Source organism: Micromonospora sp. NPDC051141 (genome assembly GCF_044455765.1).
Classification (GTDB): domain Bacteria; phylum Actinomycetota; class Actinomycetes; order Mycobacteriales; family Micromonosporaceae; genus Micromonospora.
Genome location: NZ_JBITFD010000012.1, coordinates 164,559 through 179,955, shown reverse-complemented (window position 1 = coordinate 179,955; position 15,397 = coordinate 164,559). Strand labels below are relative to the sequence as shown.

Sequence of the window (15,397 nt, the reverse complement as noted above, 5' to 3'; positions counted from 1 at the left end):
GCGCGGCCCTACAGGCGCAGCAGGCTGCCGGCCTCGTCGACCCGGTCGGCGCTGTCGTCGTCCAGCCACACGCCGCCGGTGGCGAGGTAACGGAAGCGGTACTCACCCGGGCCGAGCCGTACGGTCACGGTCCGGGTGCCGTCCCGGCGTGGCACCAGCTCGTGCCGGCCCGGCTCCCATCCGTTGAAGCAGCCGACCACGCTCACCGTGCCGGCCGGCGCGTCGCGGGGCAGGGAGAACGTCACCCGGGTCTGGTTGCCGAAGAGCTTGTTGCGCTTGATCACGGTTCCTCCTGATTCTCGCCGTCCACCCGGGTCAACGCGCGACACGCCGGCAGCGACACGCCGTCGGGGTCACCCCGGGTTCGCCGTTCCGGCCACGTCGGCGCGTCCGTTGGCCGACCCTGGGACCACAAGTCCGTTTTCGGGGGGTTTCGTATGGCTGCCTGTGAGGTCTGCGGCAACGACTACTGGATGGCGTTCGAGGTGCGCACGGTCGACGGGGCCCGGCACACGTTCGACTGCTTCGAGTGCGCGGTGCACAAGATGGCGCCGATCTGCGAACACTGTCAGATCAAGATCGTCGGACACGGCGTCGAGGTCTCCGGCCGCTTCTTCTGCTGCGCCCACTGCGCCCGGGCGGTCGAGGGCGACCAGGGCGCCGAGATTCGCGACGCGGTCGGCGCCCGCCCCGCCTGACCGGACGACCCAACCCGGAATGACGCTGCCCGACGGCACCCGTTTCCCGCACCGCTACGGCTGTCTGCACCGGGGCGGGTGACCCAGTGCGTGGCGGTGTGGACCCGCTCGACCGCCGCCACCGCGGCCTGGTTCGACCGGGCCGCCGTCGCCACCGGCGCCGGCCTGCGGGCGGCGGCGCGCTGACCGTCCGGCCGGCGGGTCGGACCGGCGTGGATCACCCGCGGCCCGCGGCCTAACCTGGCGGCATGTCCGTCGAGTTCCACCAGGCCGGCTTCGCCGAGCTGGACACCCGCACGTTCCACGACCTGCTCCGGCTGCGCATCGACGTGTTCGTGGTGGAGCAGTCCTGCGCGTACCCGGAGCTGGACGGTCGGGACGTCGAGCCCGGCACGCGCCATCTCTGGCTGGCCCGCGACGGCGCCGTCGCGGCGTACCTGCGGATCCTGGCCGACCCCGACGGCGTGGCGCGGATCGGCCGGGTGGTGGTGGCGCCGGCGGCCCGGGGCGCGGGTCTGGCCGGCGCGCTGCTGACCGAGGCGCTGGCCGTGGTGGGTGACCGGCCGTGCGTGCTGGAGGCGCAGACGCACCTGGTGGGTCTCTACGCCGGCCACGGCTTCACGGTGAGTGGGCCCGGCTACGTCGAGGACGGCATCCCGCACACCCCGATGCGTCGGAATCCCAACTAATTGACGCATGTCGTTTTCTGTGGCAGCGTGCGGATCGAGCCGCCACGCGGGAGAGGGCAACTCCCGACAGTCCGGGCGTCGTGCACCGACACCCCACCCCGGAGGCTTCCCATGTCCACTCCGTACCGTCGCCGCATACCGCTCGGCGCGGCGATCCTCGGCGTCTGCGCGGTCGTCGCGGCGCTGCTCACCACCGCGTTCTCCGGCCCGGCCTCGGCGCACGGGTCGGTGGTCGACCCGGCCTCCCGCAACTACGGCTGCTGGCAGCGCTGGGGCAGCGACTTCCAGAACCCGGCGATGGCCACCCAGGACCCGATGTGCTGGCAGGCCTGGCAGTCCGACCCGGCCGCCATGTGGAACTGGAACGGCCTGTTCCGCGAGGGCGTCGCCGGCAACCACCAGGGCGCCATCCCGGACGGCCAGCTGTGCAGCGGCGGGCACACCTCCAACGGCCGCTACAACTCGCTCGACACGGTCGGCGCCTGGAAGACCACGCCGATCTCCAACAACTTCCGGATCAAGCTGTACGATCAGGCCAGCCACGGCGCCGACTACATCCGGGTGTACGTGACCAAGCAGGGCTTCAACGCGCTGACCACGCCGCTGCGCTGGAGCGACCTGGAGCAGGTCGGCCAGATCGGCAACACCCCGGCCAGCCAGTGGACGCCCGAGACGTCGGGCGTGTCGATCCAGGTGCCGGCGAACGCGCCGGGCCGGACCGGCCGGCACATCGTCTACACCATCTGGCAGGCCAGCCACCTGGACCAGTCCTACTACCTGTGCAGCGACGTCGACTTCGGCGGCAGCGGCCCGTCGCCGACCGCGTCCCCCACCACCTCGCCGACCGCGTCGCCGACGGCCAGCCCGACCACGTCGCCGACCGCCACCCCCACCGGCGGGCCGACGACGCCCAACCCGGCCGGGGCCTGCACCGCGACCTACCAGATCACCGGTCAGTGGGGCGGCGGCTTCCAGGCCGAGGTGAAGGTCACCAACGGCGGCGGTGCGATCCGCGGCTGGTCGGTGAGCTGGAACTACCAGAACGGCCAGCAGGTCACCTCGGCGTGGAACGCCACGGTCACCACGAGCGGAACACTTGTCACCGCACGCAACGCGGCCTACAACGGCGCGCTCGCCCCGGGGGCCAGCACCTCGTTCGGCTTCACCGGCTCGTCGAGCGGGACCAACCCGGTGCCCGGGATCGTCTCCTGCACGACGGTCGCCTGACCGTCAGCCCGTAGGCAAGGAGGGGCCCCTTCTCACACTCCGGTGTGAGAGGGGGCCCCGTCTCTACCACAGGCGTCAAAAGGGAGCCCTCCTCTCACACCAGGCAGGTGACGATGTCGGCGATGGGGCGGCGGCGGCCGGTGTAGAACGGGATCTCCTCGCGGACGTGCCGCCGGGCCCGGGACGCCCGCAGGTCGCGCATCAGGTCGACGATGCGGTGCAGCTCGTCGGCCTCGAACGCCAGCATCCACTCGTAGTCGCCGAGCGCGAACGAGGCGACCGTGTTGGCCCGCACGTCCGGGTAGCCGCGGGCCATCTTCCCGTGCTCGGCCAGCAACTCCCGCCGCTCCCCCTCGGGCAGCAGGTACCACTCGTACGAGCGGACGAACGGGTAGACGCAGAGGTAGGCGCGCGGCTGCTCGTCGGCCAGGAACGCCGGGATGTGGCTGCGGTTGAACTCCGCCGGCCGGTGCAGCGCCATCTGCGACCAGACCGGGGTGAGCGCCCGGCCCAGCGTGGTGCGACGGAACCGCAGGTACGCGTCCTGGAGCGCGTCGCTCGACGACGAGTGCCACCAGATCATCAGGTCGGCGTCGGCGCGCAGCCCGGCCACGTCGTACGTGCCCCGGACCGTGACGTCCTTGCCGGCCAGTTCCGTGAAGAGCGACTCGACCTCGTCGACGACGTTCTCCCGCAGCGACGGCAGCGGGCTCGACGCCCGGTACACCGACCACATGGTGTAGCGGATGGTCTCGTTCAGCTCCCGCAGCCGGGCCGCGTTGGTCTGCTCGGTCATGTCGCCGATCCTCCCAGTGCTGTGATGATCTCTTCGGCCGCCGTCTCGCCGGAGCGGACGCAGACCGGAATGCCGACCCCGTCGTAGCCGGCCCCGGCCAGCGTCAGCGTCGGGTGCGCGGCGCGCAACGCCGTCCGTGCCCCGGCCACCCGGGCGGTGTGCCCGGGCGGGTACTGCGGCAGCGCGCCGCCCCACCGCTGCACGTGCCGGGCCACCGGCTCGGGCAGCGCCGTGCCCAGCGCCGCCGACAGCTCCCGGCGTACGGTGGCGGCCAGGTCGTCGTCGGTGAGCTGGAGCGAGGTCTCGTCGCCGTAGCGGCCGACCGAGGCGCGCACCAGCGCCAACCCGTCGGACCGGCGCAGGTGCCCCCACTTGGTGGTGAAGAACGTGGCCGCCTTGATCAGCAGGCCCTCGCCGGCCGGCACCAGGAACCCGGACAGCTCCGGCAGCTCCGGCGCGGGTAGCGCGAGCGTGACAAGCGCGACGCTGGCGTAGTCGAGCGCGCCGACGGTCGCCGCCACCTCGGGCGCCTCGCCGGCCAGCAGCCGGGCCGCCGGCCGGGCCGGCACCGCCAGCACCACCGCGTCGACCTCGACATGTTCGGCTTCGCGGGTCGGGCCGACGGTGAGTCGCCAGCCGTCCGGGGTGCGGCGCAGTTCCCGCACCGCCGCGTCCCGGCGGATCGTCGCCCCGCTGGCCCGCGCCGCCGCGTCGACCAGCGTGCTCAGCCCGCCGGCGATGGTGCCGAAGACCGGGGCGCCGGGGGCGCGCGGCGCGGCGGCCTGCGCGGCGCGTACCGCACCGACGAGCGTGTGCTCCCGACGGGCCGCGCGGGCCAGCGCCGGCATGGTGGTGACCAGGGAGAGGTCGTCGGCGCGGCCGGCGTACACGCCGCCGAGCATCGGGTCGACCAGCCGGTCCACCACGGCGTCGCCGAGCCGCTCCCGGACCAGCCGCCCGACCGCGAGGTCCTCGCCGGGGGCCAGCAGCGGGCGGCCCGCGTCCCGGTCGCCGTCCGCCGCCGGCCGGGCCACCGCCGCCACCTTCGCCAGATCCCCGGGTACGCCGACGAGCGTGCCGCCCGGCACCGGGCGCAGCCCGCCGTCGACGAGCAGGGCGGCCTGCCCGACGGTCGGGTGCACGAGCTGCGCGGCCAGGTCGAGGCGGCGCGCGAGGGTCACCGCGGCCGACTCCCCGCCGGCCGGGTCGCGCATCAGGAACGACTCGGCCCCGAACTCGACCGGCCCACCGGCCAGCTCCCCGGTGCGCAGCTTGCCGCCGAGGCGGCCGGACTGCTCGTACACGGTGATCTCGGTGCCGGCGGGAGCGCGGTCGCGCAACCGGACGGCGGCGGCCAGCCCGGTGATCCCGCCACCGACGATCGCCACCCGCCACGGCCGCGCCACGGCTTCCCCTAGCGGGCCGGTCGCGCGGACAGCTCGTGCACCAGCGCGACCACCCGGGTCAGCACGTCGGGGTCGGTCTCCGGCAGGACGCCGTGGCCGAGGTTGAACACGTGGCCGGGCGCGGCACGACCCTGCTCGACGATGCGCCGCACCTCGGCCTCGACCACCGGCCATCCGGCGAGCAGCACGGTCGGGTCGAGGTTGCCCTGCACCGCCTTGTCCGGCCCGATCCGGCCGGTGGCGACGTCGAGCGGCGTACGCCAGTCGACGCCGACCACGTCGGCGCCGGCCTCGCCCATCGCGGCGAGCAGTTCGCCGGTGCCCACCCCGAAGTGGATGCGCGGCACGCCGGCGTTTTCCAGACCGCCCAGCACGTACGCCGAGTGGGGCAGCACGAAGCGGCGGTAGTCGGCCTCGGAGAGCGCGCCGGCCCAGGAGTCGAAGAGCTGCACCGCGGAGACGCCCGCCTCGATCTGCACCCGCAGGAACGACAGCGTCACGTCGGCCAGCCGGGCGCAGAGCGTGTGCCACAGGTCGGGGTCGCCGTACATCAGCGCCTTGGTCTTCGCGTGGGTCCGCGACGGCCCGCCCTCGATGAGGTAGCTGGCCAGCGTGAACGGCGCGCCGGCGAAGCCGATCAGCGGGGTGTCGCCCAGCTCGGCGACGAGCAACCGGACCGCCTCGTCCACGTAGGACACCTCGTCGCGGCCGATCGGATTGATCCGCTCCACGTCGGCGGCGGTGCGCACCGGTTCGGCCACCACCGGCCCGGTTCCGGGCACGATGTCCAGGTCGATCCCGGCCGCCGCCACCGGCACCACGATGTCGCTGAACAGGATCGCCGCGTCCACCCCGTGCCGGCGGACCGGCTGGAGGGTGATCTCGGTGACCAGCTCGGGGCGGCGGCACGACTCCAGCATCGGCACGCTGGCCCGGATCTCGCGGTACTCCGGCAGGGACCGGCCGGCCTGGCGCATGAACCAGACCGGGGTGTGCGGGACCGGCTCGCGCCGACAGGCGCGCACGAACGGTGAGTCGGCCGGCCCGCCGCGGCGGGGTTCTCCGTCTCGGGCGGCAGTGCCCGTGGTGTCGGTGGTCATCGCCGCAATCGTGCCACGCCCCGCACCGACCCCCGCGCCCGCCGCCCGCATATGTGACGCAGAAGGAAGGGCCCCCGGTTGACGCCTCAGGTAGAGGCGGGCCCCCTCCAACACCGCGACGCGCCCGGCGCGGCGTCACCCACCGCGCGGTGGAGGCGGCATAGGCTGCCGGCATGGCCCCCCCGATCGCGCTCCCGGAAACGTTCGCCCGCGCGGTCGCGGGACTGCGGTCGGCCACACCCCGGCCGGAGATCCTGCTGGAGGAGGTCGGCGCTCCGCAGCGGCTGGCCCCGTACGCGTTCGCCCTCTCCGCGGCGGTCATGCGCGACGACGACGAGATCGCCAGCGGCCGGCTGATCCTGCTGCACGACCCGGCCGGGCACGAGGCCTGGCAGGGCACGCTGCGCCTGGTCACATACGTCACCGCCGAGCTGGAGGTCGACCTGGCCAGCGACCCGCTGCTGCCCGGGGTGGGCTGGACCTGGCTGACCGACGCGCTGGACGCGCAGGGCGCCGGGCACCGGGCGATCGGCGGCACGGTCACCCAGACGCTCTCCACCCGGTTCGGGGAGCTGGCCGGGCCGCCCGCCGCCGGCGACATCGAGATCCGCGCCTCCTGGACGCCGCTCCGCGCCGATCTGGGGCCGCACCTGCTCGGCTGGTGCACGTTGCTGGCCTCGACGGCCGGGCTGCCCCCGCCGGGGGTAACCGCGCTGCCCACCCGCCGTTCCGCCGGCGCCGCCTGACCCGGGTCTTCGACCAGCCCTGTCGATGGTGTTTTTGTGGGGGGGGGGGGGGGGGGGGGGGGGGGCGGGGGGGGGGGCGGGGGGGGGGGGCGGGGGGGGGGGGGGGGGGGGGGGTGGTCGCGCCCCCCCCCCCCCCCCCCCCCGCCCGCGGCCCCGGGGGGCCCCCCCCCCCCCCCCCCCCCCCCCCCCCCCCCCCCCAACTTCATGATCGATCAGGTGGGTGGGCTCAGAGGTAGTTCTCGGCCTCGTCGCAGATCTTGTCGAGCCCCTTGTTGGCCGCCTCGAAGCCCGCCTTGTCGCCACGGGACGCCGCGGTGATGGCGGTGGTCAGCTTGTTCAGGCAGTTCGCGATGACCTTCTTCTGCCGGGCCTGCTCGTCCCGGTCGTTCTTGGTGCCGGTCAGGTCCTGCTCGGTGTCGGCCAGTCGCTCCTGAACCGCCTTGACCTCACCCTTGAGCTTCTCGATCTCCCGCTGATTCGCCGAGATGGTGCCGTCACGCTGACTGACCTGCCGCTCGGCGCTGGTCAGCTTGCCGTTGGTGGTGACGTAGAGACCGGTCATCACGCCGCCGAGGACGAGGAGCAGCCCGGCGACGAGGGCGAGGATCAGCGTGGCCCGGCCCCGGCCACCGCCGGCCGGCGTACCCGTCGGCGTGCCGTAACCGGCCGGGCCGTACGGGGGCGCGGCGCCGGGCGGCCCGGACATCGGCTGGGGGCCGAACCCGGGCCCGGAGACCGGCGGCCCGGACATCGGCTGCGGGCCGAACCCGGGCCCGGAGACCGGCGGCGCCGACATCGGCTGCGGGGGGTAGCCGGCGCCGGAGACCGGCGGCGCGGACATCGGCTGCGCCGGGACGGGGGCCGCGCCCGGCGTGTAGGCACCCGGACCGGGCCCGCCCGGGGCGGGACCGCCCGCGCCGTACGCGCCGGAGCCGTACGCGCCCGGGCCGGACCCGTAGTCGCCCGGGCCGGACACGGGCGGCTGGGGCCGGGTGGGGTCGGGGCGCGCCGGGCCGTACGGCGGGGGCGAGGGCTGGCTCCCGTACGGGTTGCCGTAGACCGTGCCGCCCGGCGGCTGGGGCGGGTGCCCCTCCGCTCCGGTGGGTGGCTGGGACATGTCGTTCCTCCAGTTGTGCTGGTCCCCGCGGGGTGGCCCGGTGGGCCGGGGTCGAGGGGGCGTGGTCGGGGCCACACCCGCACGGCACGCGCCGCGCTGAGCCGCGAATCAGCAGAGTTTGAAGCGGTCGCAGGCGGTCTTGATGGGCACCGCCAGCCCGATGCCCTCGGCGTCACGGGCCTTGGCCGTGGCGATGCCGACGACCTCCTTCGACCCGTTGATCACCGGGCCGCCGGAGTTGCCGGGATTGATCGGCGCATCGAACTGGATCACCGGGCCGGAGCCTCCCTCGTCCTTGCGGAACGCGCTCACCACCCCGGTGGTGACGCTGTCCTGAAGGCCGAGCGGGGCACCGACCACCACGATCTGCTGGCCGGACTTCACCGGCGTCCGGGCCGCGACCAGGCCGCCGAACGTCGCGGTGGTGCGCAACCGCGCCAGGTCCTTCTCCTTGTCGGTGTCGATGATTGTCGCCTCGAACCGCTGGTCGGTGCGCTCCAGGAACACCTTGCGCTCGCCGGCGGCGAAGACCGACTCCACCACGTGGAAGTTGGTGAGCAGCGTGGTGCCACCGCCGGCCGGCGCCTTGCCGACCGCGAACGCCGTACCGGTGAACTGGCCGGCCCGGACCCGGAACACGCTGGGCAGCACCGCGCTCGCCACCGCTTCGGGATTGAACGCGGCGCCGGCCTGCTTCTCCAGGCTGCCGGCGCGCTGCTCCAGCCCGTCGAGCCGGCGGGCGTCCGCGCCCTGGGCCTCGGCCGTCCGCCGGTCGGCGGCGGCGAGCCGGTCGTCGAGCCGGTGGATCTGGTACGCCTGCACGCCGGTGACCACGGCCAGCACACCGGCCAGCACGAGCGCCACCACCGGCAGCCGGCCCCGACGGCGGGACGGGTCGGGGCCACCCGCGAGCGGCGACCCGCCGAACCCGGTCTGACCGGATACGCCGGCCGGGTACGCCGACCCCGGGGTGGGCTGCCCCGGCCAGGCCGACCCGGAGCCCGACTGACCCGGCCAGGCCGGACCGGACGGCGACTGACCGGGAAACGCCGGACCGGACGTCGGCTGACCCGGATATCCCGGACCGGACGGCGACTGGCCCGGGCTCGATGCCGGTCGACCCGGATACGCCGGACCGGATAACGGTTGGCCCGGACCGGACGGCGGCTGACCGGTCGACGGCGCGGCCGGGGCCGGTCGGGACGGGTAGGCCGACCCCGCCGACGGCTGGCCCGACCAGGCCGAACCGGCATTCGGCTGGGTCGGCACGGGCGACGCCGCAGGTGCCCCGCCGAACGGCGGGTGGCCCGCGTGGCCCGCCCCGCTGCCCCAGGCCGCACCCGGCGTGGCAACGCCCCGACCCGGATCGGGCGCGGCGGCGTCCCAGGTCGAACCGGACGCGGCGGCACCCCAGGCCGCTCCGGGCGCGGCCGTGCCCCGGGCCGGTTCCGGTGCGGCGACGCCCCGGGAGAAATCGGGATCGGTGGGCGTACCGGGGAACGGGGCCGCCCGGCCGGGCGGATCGATGCGTGGCGGCAGTGGCCCCGGCCGGCCGGCCGTTCCGTCGCCGCCCTGCCCCGGCACGCCGTCGCCGGTCTCGTACCCGCCTGCCATGATCGCCTGTCCTCCCCCGCCGGCTCCGCCGGCGCGCCGACCGTTACCCGGCCGCCCCCGCGCCGCCCACGGCTCGATGGACCGTACCGGCGGGAACGGGGTTTGTCTTCCCCGATGTCCGACCCTCTCACCCCCGCGCAACCCGGCGCGTTCCGGACACCCGGCGGACATCTCGTCGACACGCAACGGACCGGCTGCGCGCACCGGATCGTCCGGCCTACTAGGGTTGTCAGGTGACCGACGAACCACCCCTGCGCCGTCGGGCCGCCGAAAGCCGTACGGGAGAGGTGTCTCCGCATCCGTCGACGGCCGTGCCGGAGCCGGCGGGCGCGGGGACCGAGACCGACGCGAGCGCAGCCGTCCCGCTGACCGCCCCGCGCGACGGGACCCCCGCGCCGGTGGCCACCCCCAGTGAGCTGGACGCGGTCGTGGCCCGCTTCGCGGCCGGCACCGGCCCGGTGGCCCTGGACGCCGAACGCGCCTCCGGCTACCGCTACAGCCAGCGCGCCTACCTGGTGCAGCTACGCCGGGCCGGCGCCGGCACCACGTTGATCGACCCGCTGCCGCTGCCCGACCTGTCCGCGCTCGACGCGGCGATCGCCGAGGCGGAGTGGGTGCTGCACGCCGCCAGCCAGGATCTCGCCTGCCTGGCCGAGTTGGGGCTGCGCCCGCGCCGGCTGTTCGACACCGAACTGGCCGCCCGGCTGGCCGGTTTCGAGCGGGTCGGCCTGGCCGCGCTGACCGAACAGCTGCTCGGCTTCAGCCTGGAGAAGCACCACTCCGCCGCCGACTGGTCCAGCCGGCCGCTGCCGGAGTCCTGGCTGACGTACGCGGCGCTGGACGTGGAGTTGCTTGTCGACCTGCGCGACGCGCTCGACGCCGAACTCGACAGGCAGGGCAAGTCCGGCTGGGCGGCGGAGGAGTTCGCCGCGCTGGTGCGGGGCGGCGCGCGCCCGCCCCGGGTCCGCGCCGAGCCGTGGCGGCGCACGTCCGGCATCCACCGGGTCCGTGGCGCCCGTGCCCAGGCCCGGGTGCGTTCCCTCTGGTACGCGCGGGACCAGATCGCCGCCCGTCGGGACGCCGCGCCGGGGCGGGTGCTGCCCGACTCGGCCATCGTGGCGGCGGCCGAGCTGGACCCGAAGGACGAGAAGACGCTGCTGACCCTGCCCGGGTTCGGTGGCCGTTCGGTGCGCCGGCTGGCGCGTACCTGGTTGGCGGCGTTGGACGACGCACGCCAACTGCCGGACGACGCGTTGCCGGTGAGTCCGACGGTCGAGGGCCCGCCGCCGCCGCACCGGTGGGCGGAGCGCGACCCGGTCGCGGCGGGCCGGCTGGCCCGCTGCCGGGAGGTGGTGGTCGGCACCGCGTCGGCGCACCGGCTGCCGGCGGAGAACCTCATCGCGCCGGACTCGGTCCGCCGGTTGGCCTGGCAGCCGCCGGAGGACATCACCGACGAGACGGTGGCGGAGACGCTGCGCACGCTGGGTGCCCGCGAGTGGCAGCTCGGCCTGCTCCTGCCGGCGCTCACCGAGGCGTTGCGCATCCCGGCGGCCTGAGCCGGCCCGACGCGGGTTGTGAGGTGGGCCACACGGGGGGTGGTGACGCCGCTGGTTACTGGCGAGTAGCATCCGGAGAAATGGCCAGTGCCGAGGGAGGCTCCAAGTGCCCCGTGAAGTCCGAGATGTCGTCTTCGTCGACGGCGTCCGAACGCCGTTCGGCAAGGCGGGTGGGATGTACGCCAACACCCGCGCCGACGACCTGGTGATCCGCTGCATCCGCGAGCTGATGCGCCGCAACCCGCAGCTGCCGCCGGAGAAGGTGGAGGAGGTGGCGATCGCCGCCACCACCCAGATCGGCGACCAGGGCCTGACCATCGGCCGCACCGCCGCCCTGCTGTCCGGCCTGCCCAAGACCGTGCCCGGCTTCGCCATCGACCGGATGTGCGCGGGCGCGATGACCGCCGTCACCACCGTGGCGAGCGGCATCGCCGTGGGCGCGTACGACGTGGCCATCGCCGGCGGTGTGGAGCACATGGGCCGCCACCCGATGGGCGAGGGCGTCGACCCCAACCCGCGGATCGTCGCGGAGAAGCTGGTCGACCCGTCCGCCCTGGTGATGGGCGCCACCGCGGAGAACCTGCACGACCGGGTCCCGCACATCACCAAGGAGCGCACCGACGCGTTCGCGCTCGCCTCGCAGCAGAAGACCGCCAAGGCGTACGCCAACGGCAAGCTCCAGGGCGACCTGGTGCCGGTGGCCATCCGGGACGCCGACGGTGGCTGGGGCCTGGCGACCGTGGACGAGGCGCCGCGGGACACCTCGCTTGCGAAGCTGGCCGGCCTGAAGACCCCGTTCCGCCCGCACGGCAAGGTCACCGCGGGCAACGCCGCCGGCCTGAACGACGGCGCCACCGCCGCGCTGCTGGTCGCCGAGGAGACCGCCCGCGAGCTGGGCCTGCCGGTCGGCATGCGGCTGGTGTCGTACGGCTTCGTGGGCGTCGAGCCCGAGGTGATGGGCGTCGGCCCGATCCCCTCCACCGAGAAGGCGCTGCGCATCGCCGGCCTGAGCATCGACGACATCGGTCTGTTCGAGCTGAACGAGGCGTTCGCGGTGCAGGTGCTCGCGTTCCTCGACCACTTCGGCATCGCCGACGACGACCCCCGGGTCAACGCCTGGGGCGGCGCGATCGCCATCGGGCACCCGCTCGCGTCCTCCGGCGTGCGGCTGATGACCCAGCTCGCCCGGCAGTTCGCCGAGCACCCCGAGGTCCGCTACGGCCTCACCGCCATGTGCATCGGCATCGGCATGGGCGGCACGGTCATCTGGGAGAACCCGAACTGGAAGGGTGAGGACAAGTGAGCGCGCTCGCGGCACCGAACGAGGTCGTCACCAGGGCGCTGCTGCGTCAGGTGGCCGTACCGGGGCTGGACCGCCCGGCCGCCCTGATCACCCTGGACAACGGCTTCGACCACACCAAGCCGAACAGCTTCGGTCCGGGCGGCCTGACCAGCCTGGACGAGGCGATCACCGCCGCCCTGGCGGCGAACCCGGCGTTCGTCGCGGTCACCGGCAAGCCGTACATCTTCTGCGTGGGCGCGGACATCACCAGCCTGCCCCAGCTGGAGAACCGCGAGCAGGCGCTGGAGGTCGGCCGGCTCGGCCACCGGGTCTTCGCCCGGCTCAAGGACAGCGACGTCCCGACGTTCGCGTTCGTCAACGGCGCGGCCATGGGCGGCGGCCTGGAGCTGGCGCTGCACTGCCACTACCGGACGCTGTCGGCCGGCGCGGCGGCGCTGGCGCTGCCCGAGGTCTCGCTCGGCCTGGTGCCCGGCTGGGGCGGCACCCAGCTCCTGCCGAACCTGATCGGCATCCCGGCCGCCACCCAGGTGATCCTCCAGAACCCGCTGATGCAGAACCGGATGCTCAAGCCGAAGCAGGCGGCCGAGATGGGCATCGCGGACGTGCTGCTGGAGCCGGCCGACTTCCTGGAGCGGTCGCTCGAATGGGCCGCCGGCGTGGTCCGGGGCGAGGTCACCGTGACCCGCCCCGAGGTCGACAAGGACATGTGGGCGGGCGTGCTCTACTTCGCCCGGCAGACCCTCGACCAGCGGCTGCATGGCGCGGTCCCGGCCGCGTACAAGGCGTTGGACCTGCTGGAGACCGCGAAGGACGCGGACTTCGCCGCCGGCACCGCGGCGGAGGACGAGGCGCTCGCCGACCTGGTCTTCTCCGAGGAGCTGCGCAGCGGCCTGTACGCGTTCGACCTGGTGCAGCGGCGGGCCAAGCGCCCGGCCGGCGCGCCGGACAAGGGCCTGGCCCGGCCGGTGACCAAGGTGGGCATCGTCGGCGCCGGCCTGATGGCCAGCCAGCTCGCGCTGCTGTTCGCCCGCCGGCTCCAGGTGCCGGTGGTGCTGACCGACCTTGATCAGGCCCGGGTGGACCAGGGCGTCGCCTACGTGCACACCCAGATCGAGAAGGCCGTGAGCAAGGGCCGGATGGACAAGGGCACCGCCGCCAAGCTGTACGGCCTGGTGTCCGGCTCGGTCGACAAGTCGGTGTTCGCGGACGCCGACTTCGTGATCGAGGCCGTGTTCGAGGACCTGGGCGTCAAGAAGCAGGTCTGGGCCGAGCTGGAGAAGATCGTCGCGCCGGAGGCGGTGCTCGCCACGAACACCAGCTCCCTGTCGATCACCGAGATGGCGGCCGACCTGGAGCACCCGGAGCGGGTCGTCGGCTTCCACTTCTTCAACCCGGTGGCGGTGCTGCCGCTGCTGGAGATCGTCCGGGGCGAGCGCACCGACGACGCCACGCTGGCCACCGCGTTCGCGGTCGGCAAGCAGCTCAAGAAGTCGTCGGTGCTGGTCAAGGACGCCCCGGCGTTCGTGGTGAACCGGCTGCTGACCCGCTTCCTCGGCACCGTCTTCGCCGCCGTCGACGCCGGCACCCCGCTGGACGTCGCGGACAGCGCGCTGGACCCGCTGGGCCTGCCGATGCGCCCGCTCGCGCTGCTCCAGCTCGTCGGCCCGGCGGTGGCGTACCACGTGGGTGGCACCCTGCACGAGGCGTTCCCGGAGCGGTTCACGGTCAGCGAGAACCTGAAGCGGATCGCCGACTCCGGCCAGCCGATCGTGGTCGATGACCAGGTCAACGAGGAGGTCGCCAAGCTGCTCGTGGTCGGCGACCAGCCGCTCACCGCCGAGCAGGTGCGGCAGAACGCGCTCGACGCGCTGGCCCAGGAGATCGGGCTGATGCTCGACGAGGGCGTCGTCGCCGAGGCGCAGGACATCGACCTGTGCATGATCCTCGGCGCCGGCTGGCCGTTCCACCTGGGCGGCGTCACGCCGTACCTGGACCGGACCGGCACCTCCGAGCGGGTGACCGGCCGACGGTTCCTGCCGCGCGGTGTGGCCAGCCTGCGCTGACCCGGACCACGCATCGATCGCGGTGCCCGCACCGTCCGTTCCGGACGGTGCGGGCACCGCGATCGGCGTTCCGGGGCCGGTCACGGGACGGTTCCGGTTTGATCACACCGCCCCTGGGCGGACGGCGGGGTGTCGGCGGCTCTGGCTACCATCACGCGTCCAGAATCTTCACAGGAGCTGCCTTCATGTCCCAGCCGCCGTCCAATCCCTACCCCGGCCACAATCCCTCCCCCTCCGCACAGCCGGGTGGCTACCAGCCGCCCCAGCAGTACGGCGGTGAGCACCAGCCGGCGCCGCAGCAGCAGTACGGCGGTGACTACCCGCAGCAGCCGCAGTACGGCGGCGACCAGTTCGGCGCCCCGGTCCCGCCGAAGAAGAAGTTCGGGGTCGGCAAGATCCTGCTGATCGTCCTGGCCGTGGTGCTGGTGCTCTGCGTCGGCGGCGGCGTCGCCTTCTGGCTCGCCGCCGGTGACGACGTCAAGGACGTCGTCACCGCCACCAAGACCCGGGTCGTCGAGCCGACGACGCTGGGCGGCCGGCCGAAGGCGACCGAGCCGCAGCTCCAGTCGACCGCGCTCCAGATGAAGTCCGAGCTCGGCAAGGACGTGCCGAACGCGACCAGCACGGCGGGCGCGTTCTACGGCGACCCGGCCAAGAAGGACCTGGTCATGATCGTCGCCGTCTCCGGCGTCATCGCCGACCCGAAGAAGGAGATGGCGGACGCCATCGCCGCGGTCACCCCGGACCTCGGCACCAAGGAGTTCAAGACGGTCGACGCCGGCCCGCTCGGCGGCGACGCCAAGTGCGGCGACGGCAAGGCCCAGGACATCCCGGTCGGTGTCTGCATCTGGTCCGACAAGGGCAGCCTCGGCATGGTGGTCGTCTACTTCAAGTCCGTGTCCGAGCTCCAGTCGGAGTTCGTCAACATGCGCGGTGAGATCGAGAAGCAGGACTGATCCCGCTCGGAGCGGGGGGGGGGGGGGGGGGGGGGGGGGGGGGGGGGGGCGGGGGGGGGGGGGGGGGGGGGCGGGGCCGCCGCGCCCCCCCGGCGGGGGCGGGGCGGCCCGCCCCGCGGGGCGGGG

General features: G+C 74.3%; 14 protein-coding genes. 8 read left to right on the top strand and 6 right to left on the bottom strand.

The window, feature by feature from the left end:
* Window positions 1-8: 8 nt before the first annotated feature.
* On the bottom strand, window positions 9-284 hold the full coding sequence (locus ACIA6B_RS22975; protein WP_281935274.1) for an isoamylase early set domain-containing protein: 276 nt from the start codon (window positions 282-284) through the stop codon (window positions 9-11).
* A 153-nt stretch (window positions 285-437) separates the two neighbouring features.
* On the opposite strand from ACIA6B_RS22975, the gene ACIA6B_RS22970 reads away from it, so the two are divergent.
* The 3 genes from ACIA6B_RS22970 (at window position 438) to ACIA6B_RS22960 (ending at window position 2,614) form a co-directional block, all read left to right on the top strand.
* On the top strand, window positions 438-698 hold the full coding sequence (locus tag ACIA6B_RS22970) for a Prokaryotic metallothionein (protein WP_107159255.1): 261 nt from the start codon (window positions 438-440) through the stop codon (window positions 696-698).
* 248 nt (window positions 699-946) lie between these two features.
* Entirely contained in the window at window positions 947-1,387 is a 441-nt protein-coding gene (locus ACIA6B_RS22965) for a GNAT family N-acetyltransferase (protein ID WP_396776141.1), read from the top strand.
* A 111-nt stretch (window positions 1,388-1,498) separates the two neighbouring features.
* Window positions 1,499-2,614: a lytic polysaccharide monooxygenase gene (locus tag ACIA6B_RS22960; protein ID WP_396776140.1), complete on the top strand. Its 1,116-nt coding sequence runs from the start codon at window positions 1,499-1,501 to the stop codon at window positions 2,612-2,614.
* 94 nt (window positions 2,615-2,708) lie between these two features.
* Here the strand turns inward: ACIA6B_RS22960 and hemQ are convergent, their stop codons facing one another.
* The 3 genes from hemQ to hemE are packed head-to-tail and all read right to left on the bottom strand — an operon-like array spanning window position 2,709 to window position 5,916.
* Window positions 2,709-3,410, bottom strand: a complete 702-nt coding sequence (hemQ, locus tag ACIA6B_RS22955; protein ID WP_107159247.1) for a hydrogen peroxide-dependent heme synthase — start codon at window positions 3,408-3,410, stop codon at window positions 2,709-2,711.
* Window positions 3,407-4,816: a protoporphyrinogen oxidase gene (gene hemG, locus ACIA6B_RS22950; RefSeq protein ID WP_396776137.1), complete on the bottom strand. Its 1,410-nt coding sequence runs from the start codon at window positions 4,814-4,816 to the stop codon at window positions 3,407-3,409. The genes hemQ and hemG overlap by 4 nt, the downstream gene beginning before the upstream one ends.
* An 8-nt stretch (window positions 4,817-4,824) precedes the next feature.
* Window positions 4,825-5,916 carry a uroporphyrinogen decarboxylase gene (hemE, locus tag ACIA6B_RS22945; protein WP_396776135.1) on the bottom strand — a complete coding sequence of 364 codons (1,092 nt, stop codon included), beginning with the start codon at window positions 5,914-5,916 and terminating at the stop codon, window positions 4,825-4,827.
* 173 nt (window positions 5,917-6,089) lie between these two features.
* On the opposite strand from hemE, the gene ACIA6B_RS22940 reads away from it, so the two are divergent.
* Window positions 6,090-6,662, top strand: a complete 573-nt coding sequence (locus ACIA6B_RS22940) for a DUF3000 domain-containing protein (RefSeq protein ID WP_396776133.1) — start codon at window positions 6,090-6,092, stop codon at window positions 6,660-6,662.
* Between the two features lie 226 nt (window positions 6,663-6,888).
* Here ACIA6B_RS22940 and ACIA6B_RS22935 read toward each other — a convergent pair whose 3' ends face one another.
* Entirely contained in the window at window positions 6,889-7,779 is an 891-nt protein-coding gene (locus ACIA6B_RS22935; protein WP_396776132.1) for a hypothetical protein, read from the bottom strand.
* Window positions 7,780-7,887: 108 nt separating this feature from the next.
* Complete coding sequence (locus ACIA6B_RS22930) at window positions 7,888-9,393, bottom strand: trypsin-like peptidase domain-containing protein (protein WP_396776130.1); 1,506 nt, start codon at window positions 9,391-9,393, stop codon at window positions 7,888-7,890.
* 233 nt (window positions 9,394-9,626) lie between these two features.
* On the opposite strand from ACIA6B_RS22930, the gene ACIA6B_RS22925 reads away from it, so the two are divergent.
* The 4 genes from ACIA6B_RS22925 to ACIA6B_RS22910 all read left to right on the top strand — a co-directional run bounded on the left by ACIA6B_RS22925 (window position 9,627) and on the right by ACIA6B_RS22910 (window position 15,271).
* Window positions 9,627-10,949 carry a ribonuclease D gene (locus ACIA6B_RS22925; RefSeq protein WP_396776128.1) on the top strand — a complete coding sequence of 441 codons (1,323 nt, stop codon included), beginning with the start codon at window positions 9,627-9,629 and terminating at the stop codon, window positions 10,947-10,949.
* A 106-nt stretch (window positions 10,950-11,055) separates the two neighbouring features.
* On the top strand, window positions 11,056-12,252 hold the full coding sequence (locus ACIA6B_RS22920; RefSeq protein ID WP_396776127.1) for a thiolase family protein: 1,197 nt from the start codon (window positions 11,056-11,058) through the stop codon (window positions 12,250-12,252).
* The gene (locus tag ACIA6B_RS22915; protein WP_396776125.1) at window positions 12,249-14,315 is read left to right on the top strand and encodes a 3-hydroxyacyl-CoA dehydrogenase NAD-binding domain-containing protein; all 2,067 of its coding nucleotides are present in this window, start codon (window positions 12,249-12,251) and stop codon (window positions 14,313-14,315) included. Before ACIA6B_RS22920 ends, ACIA6B_RS22915 begins: the two co-directional genes overlap by 4 nt.
* A 185-nt stretch (window positions 14,316-14,500) precedes the next feature.
* Window positions 14,501-15,271, top strand: a complete 771-nt coding sequence (locus ACIA6B_RS22910; protein ID WP_396776123.1) for a hypothetical protein — start codon at window positions 14,501-14,503, stop codon at window positions 15,269-15,271.
* Window positions 15,272-15,397 lie beyond the last annotated feature (126 nt).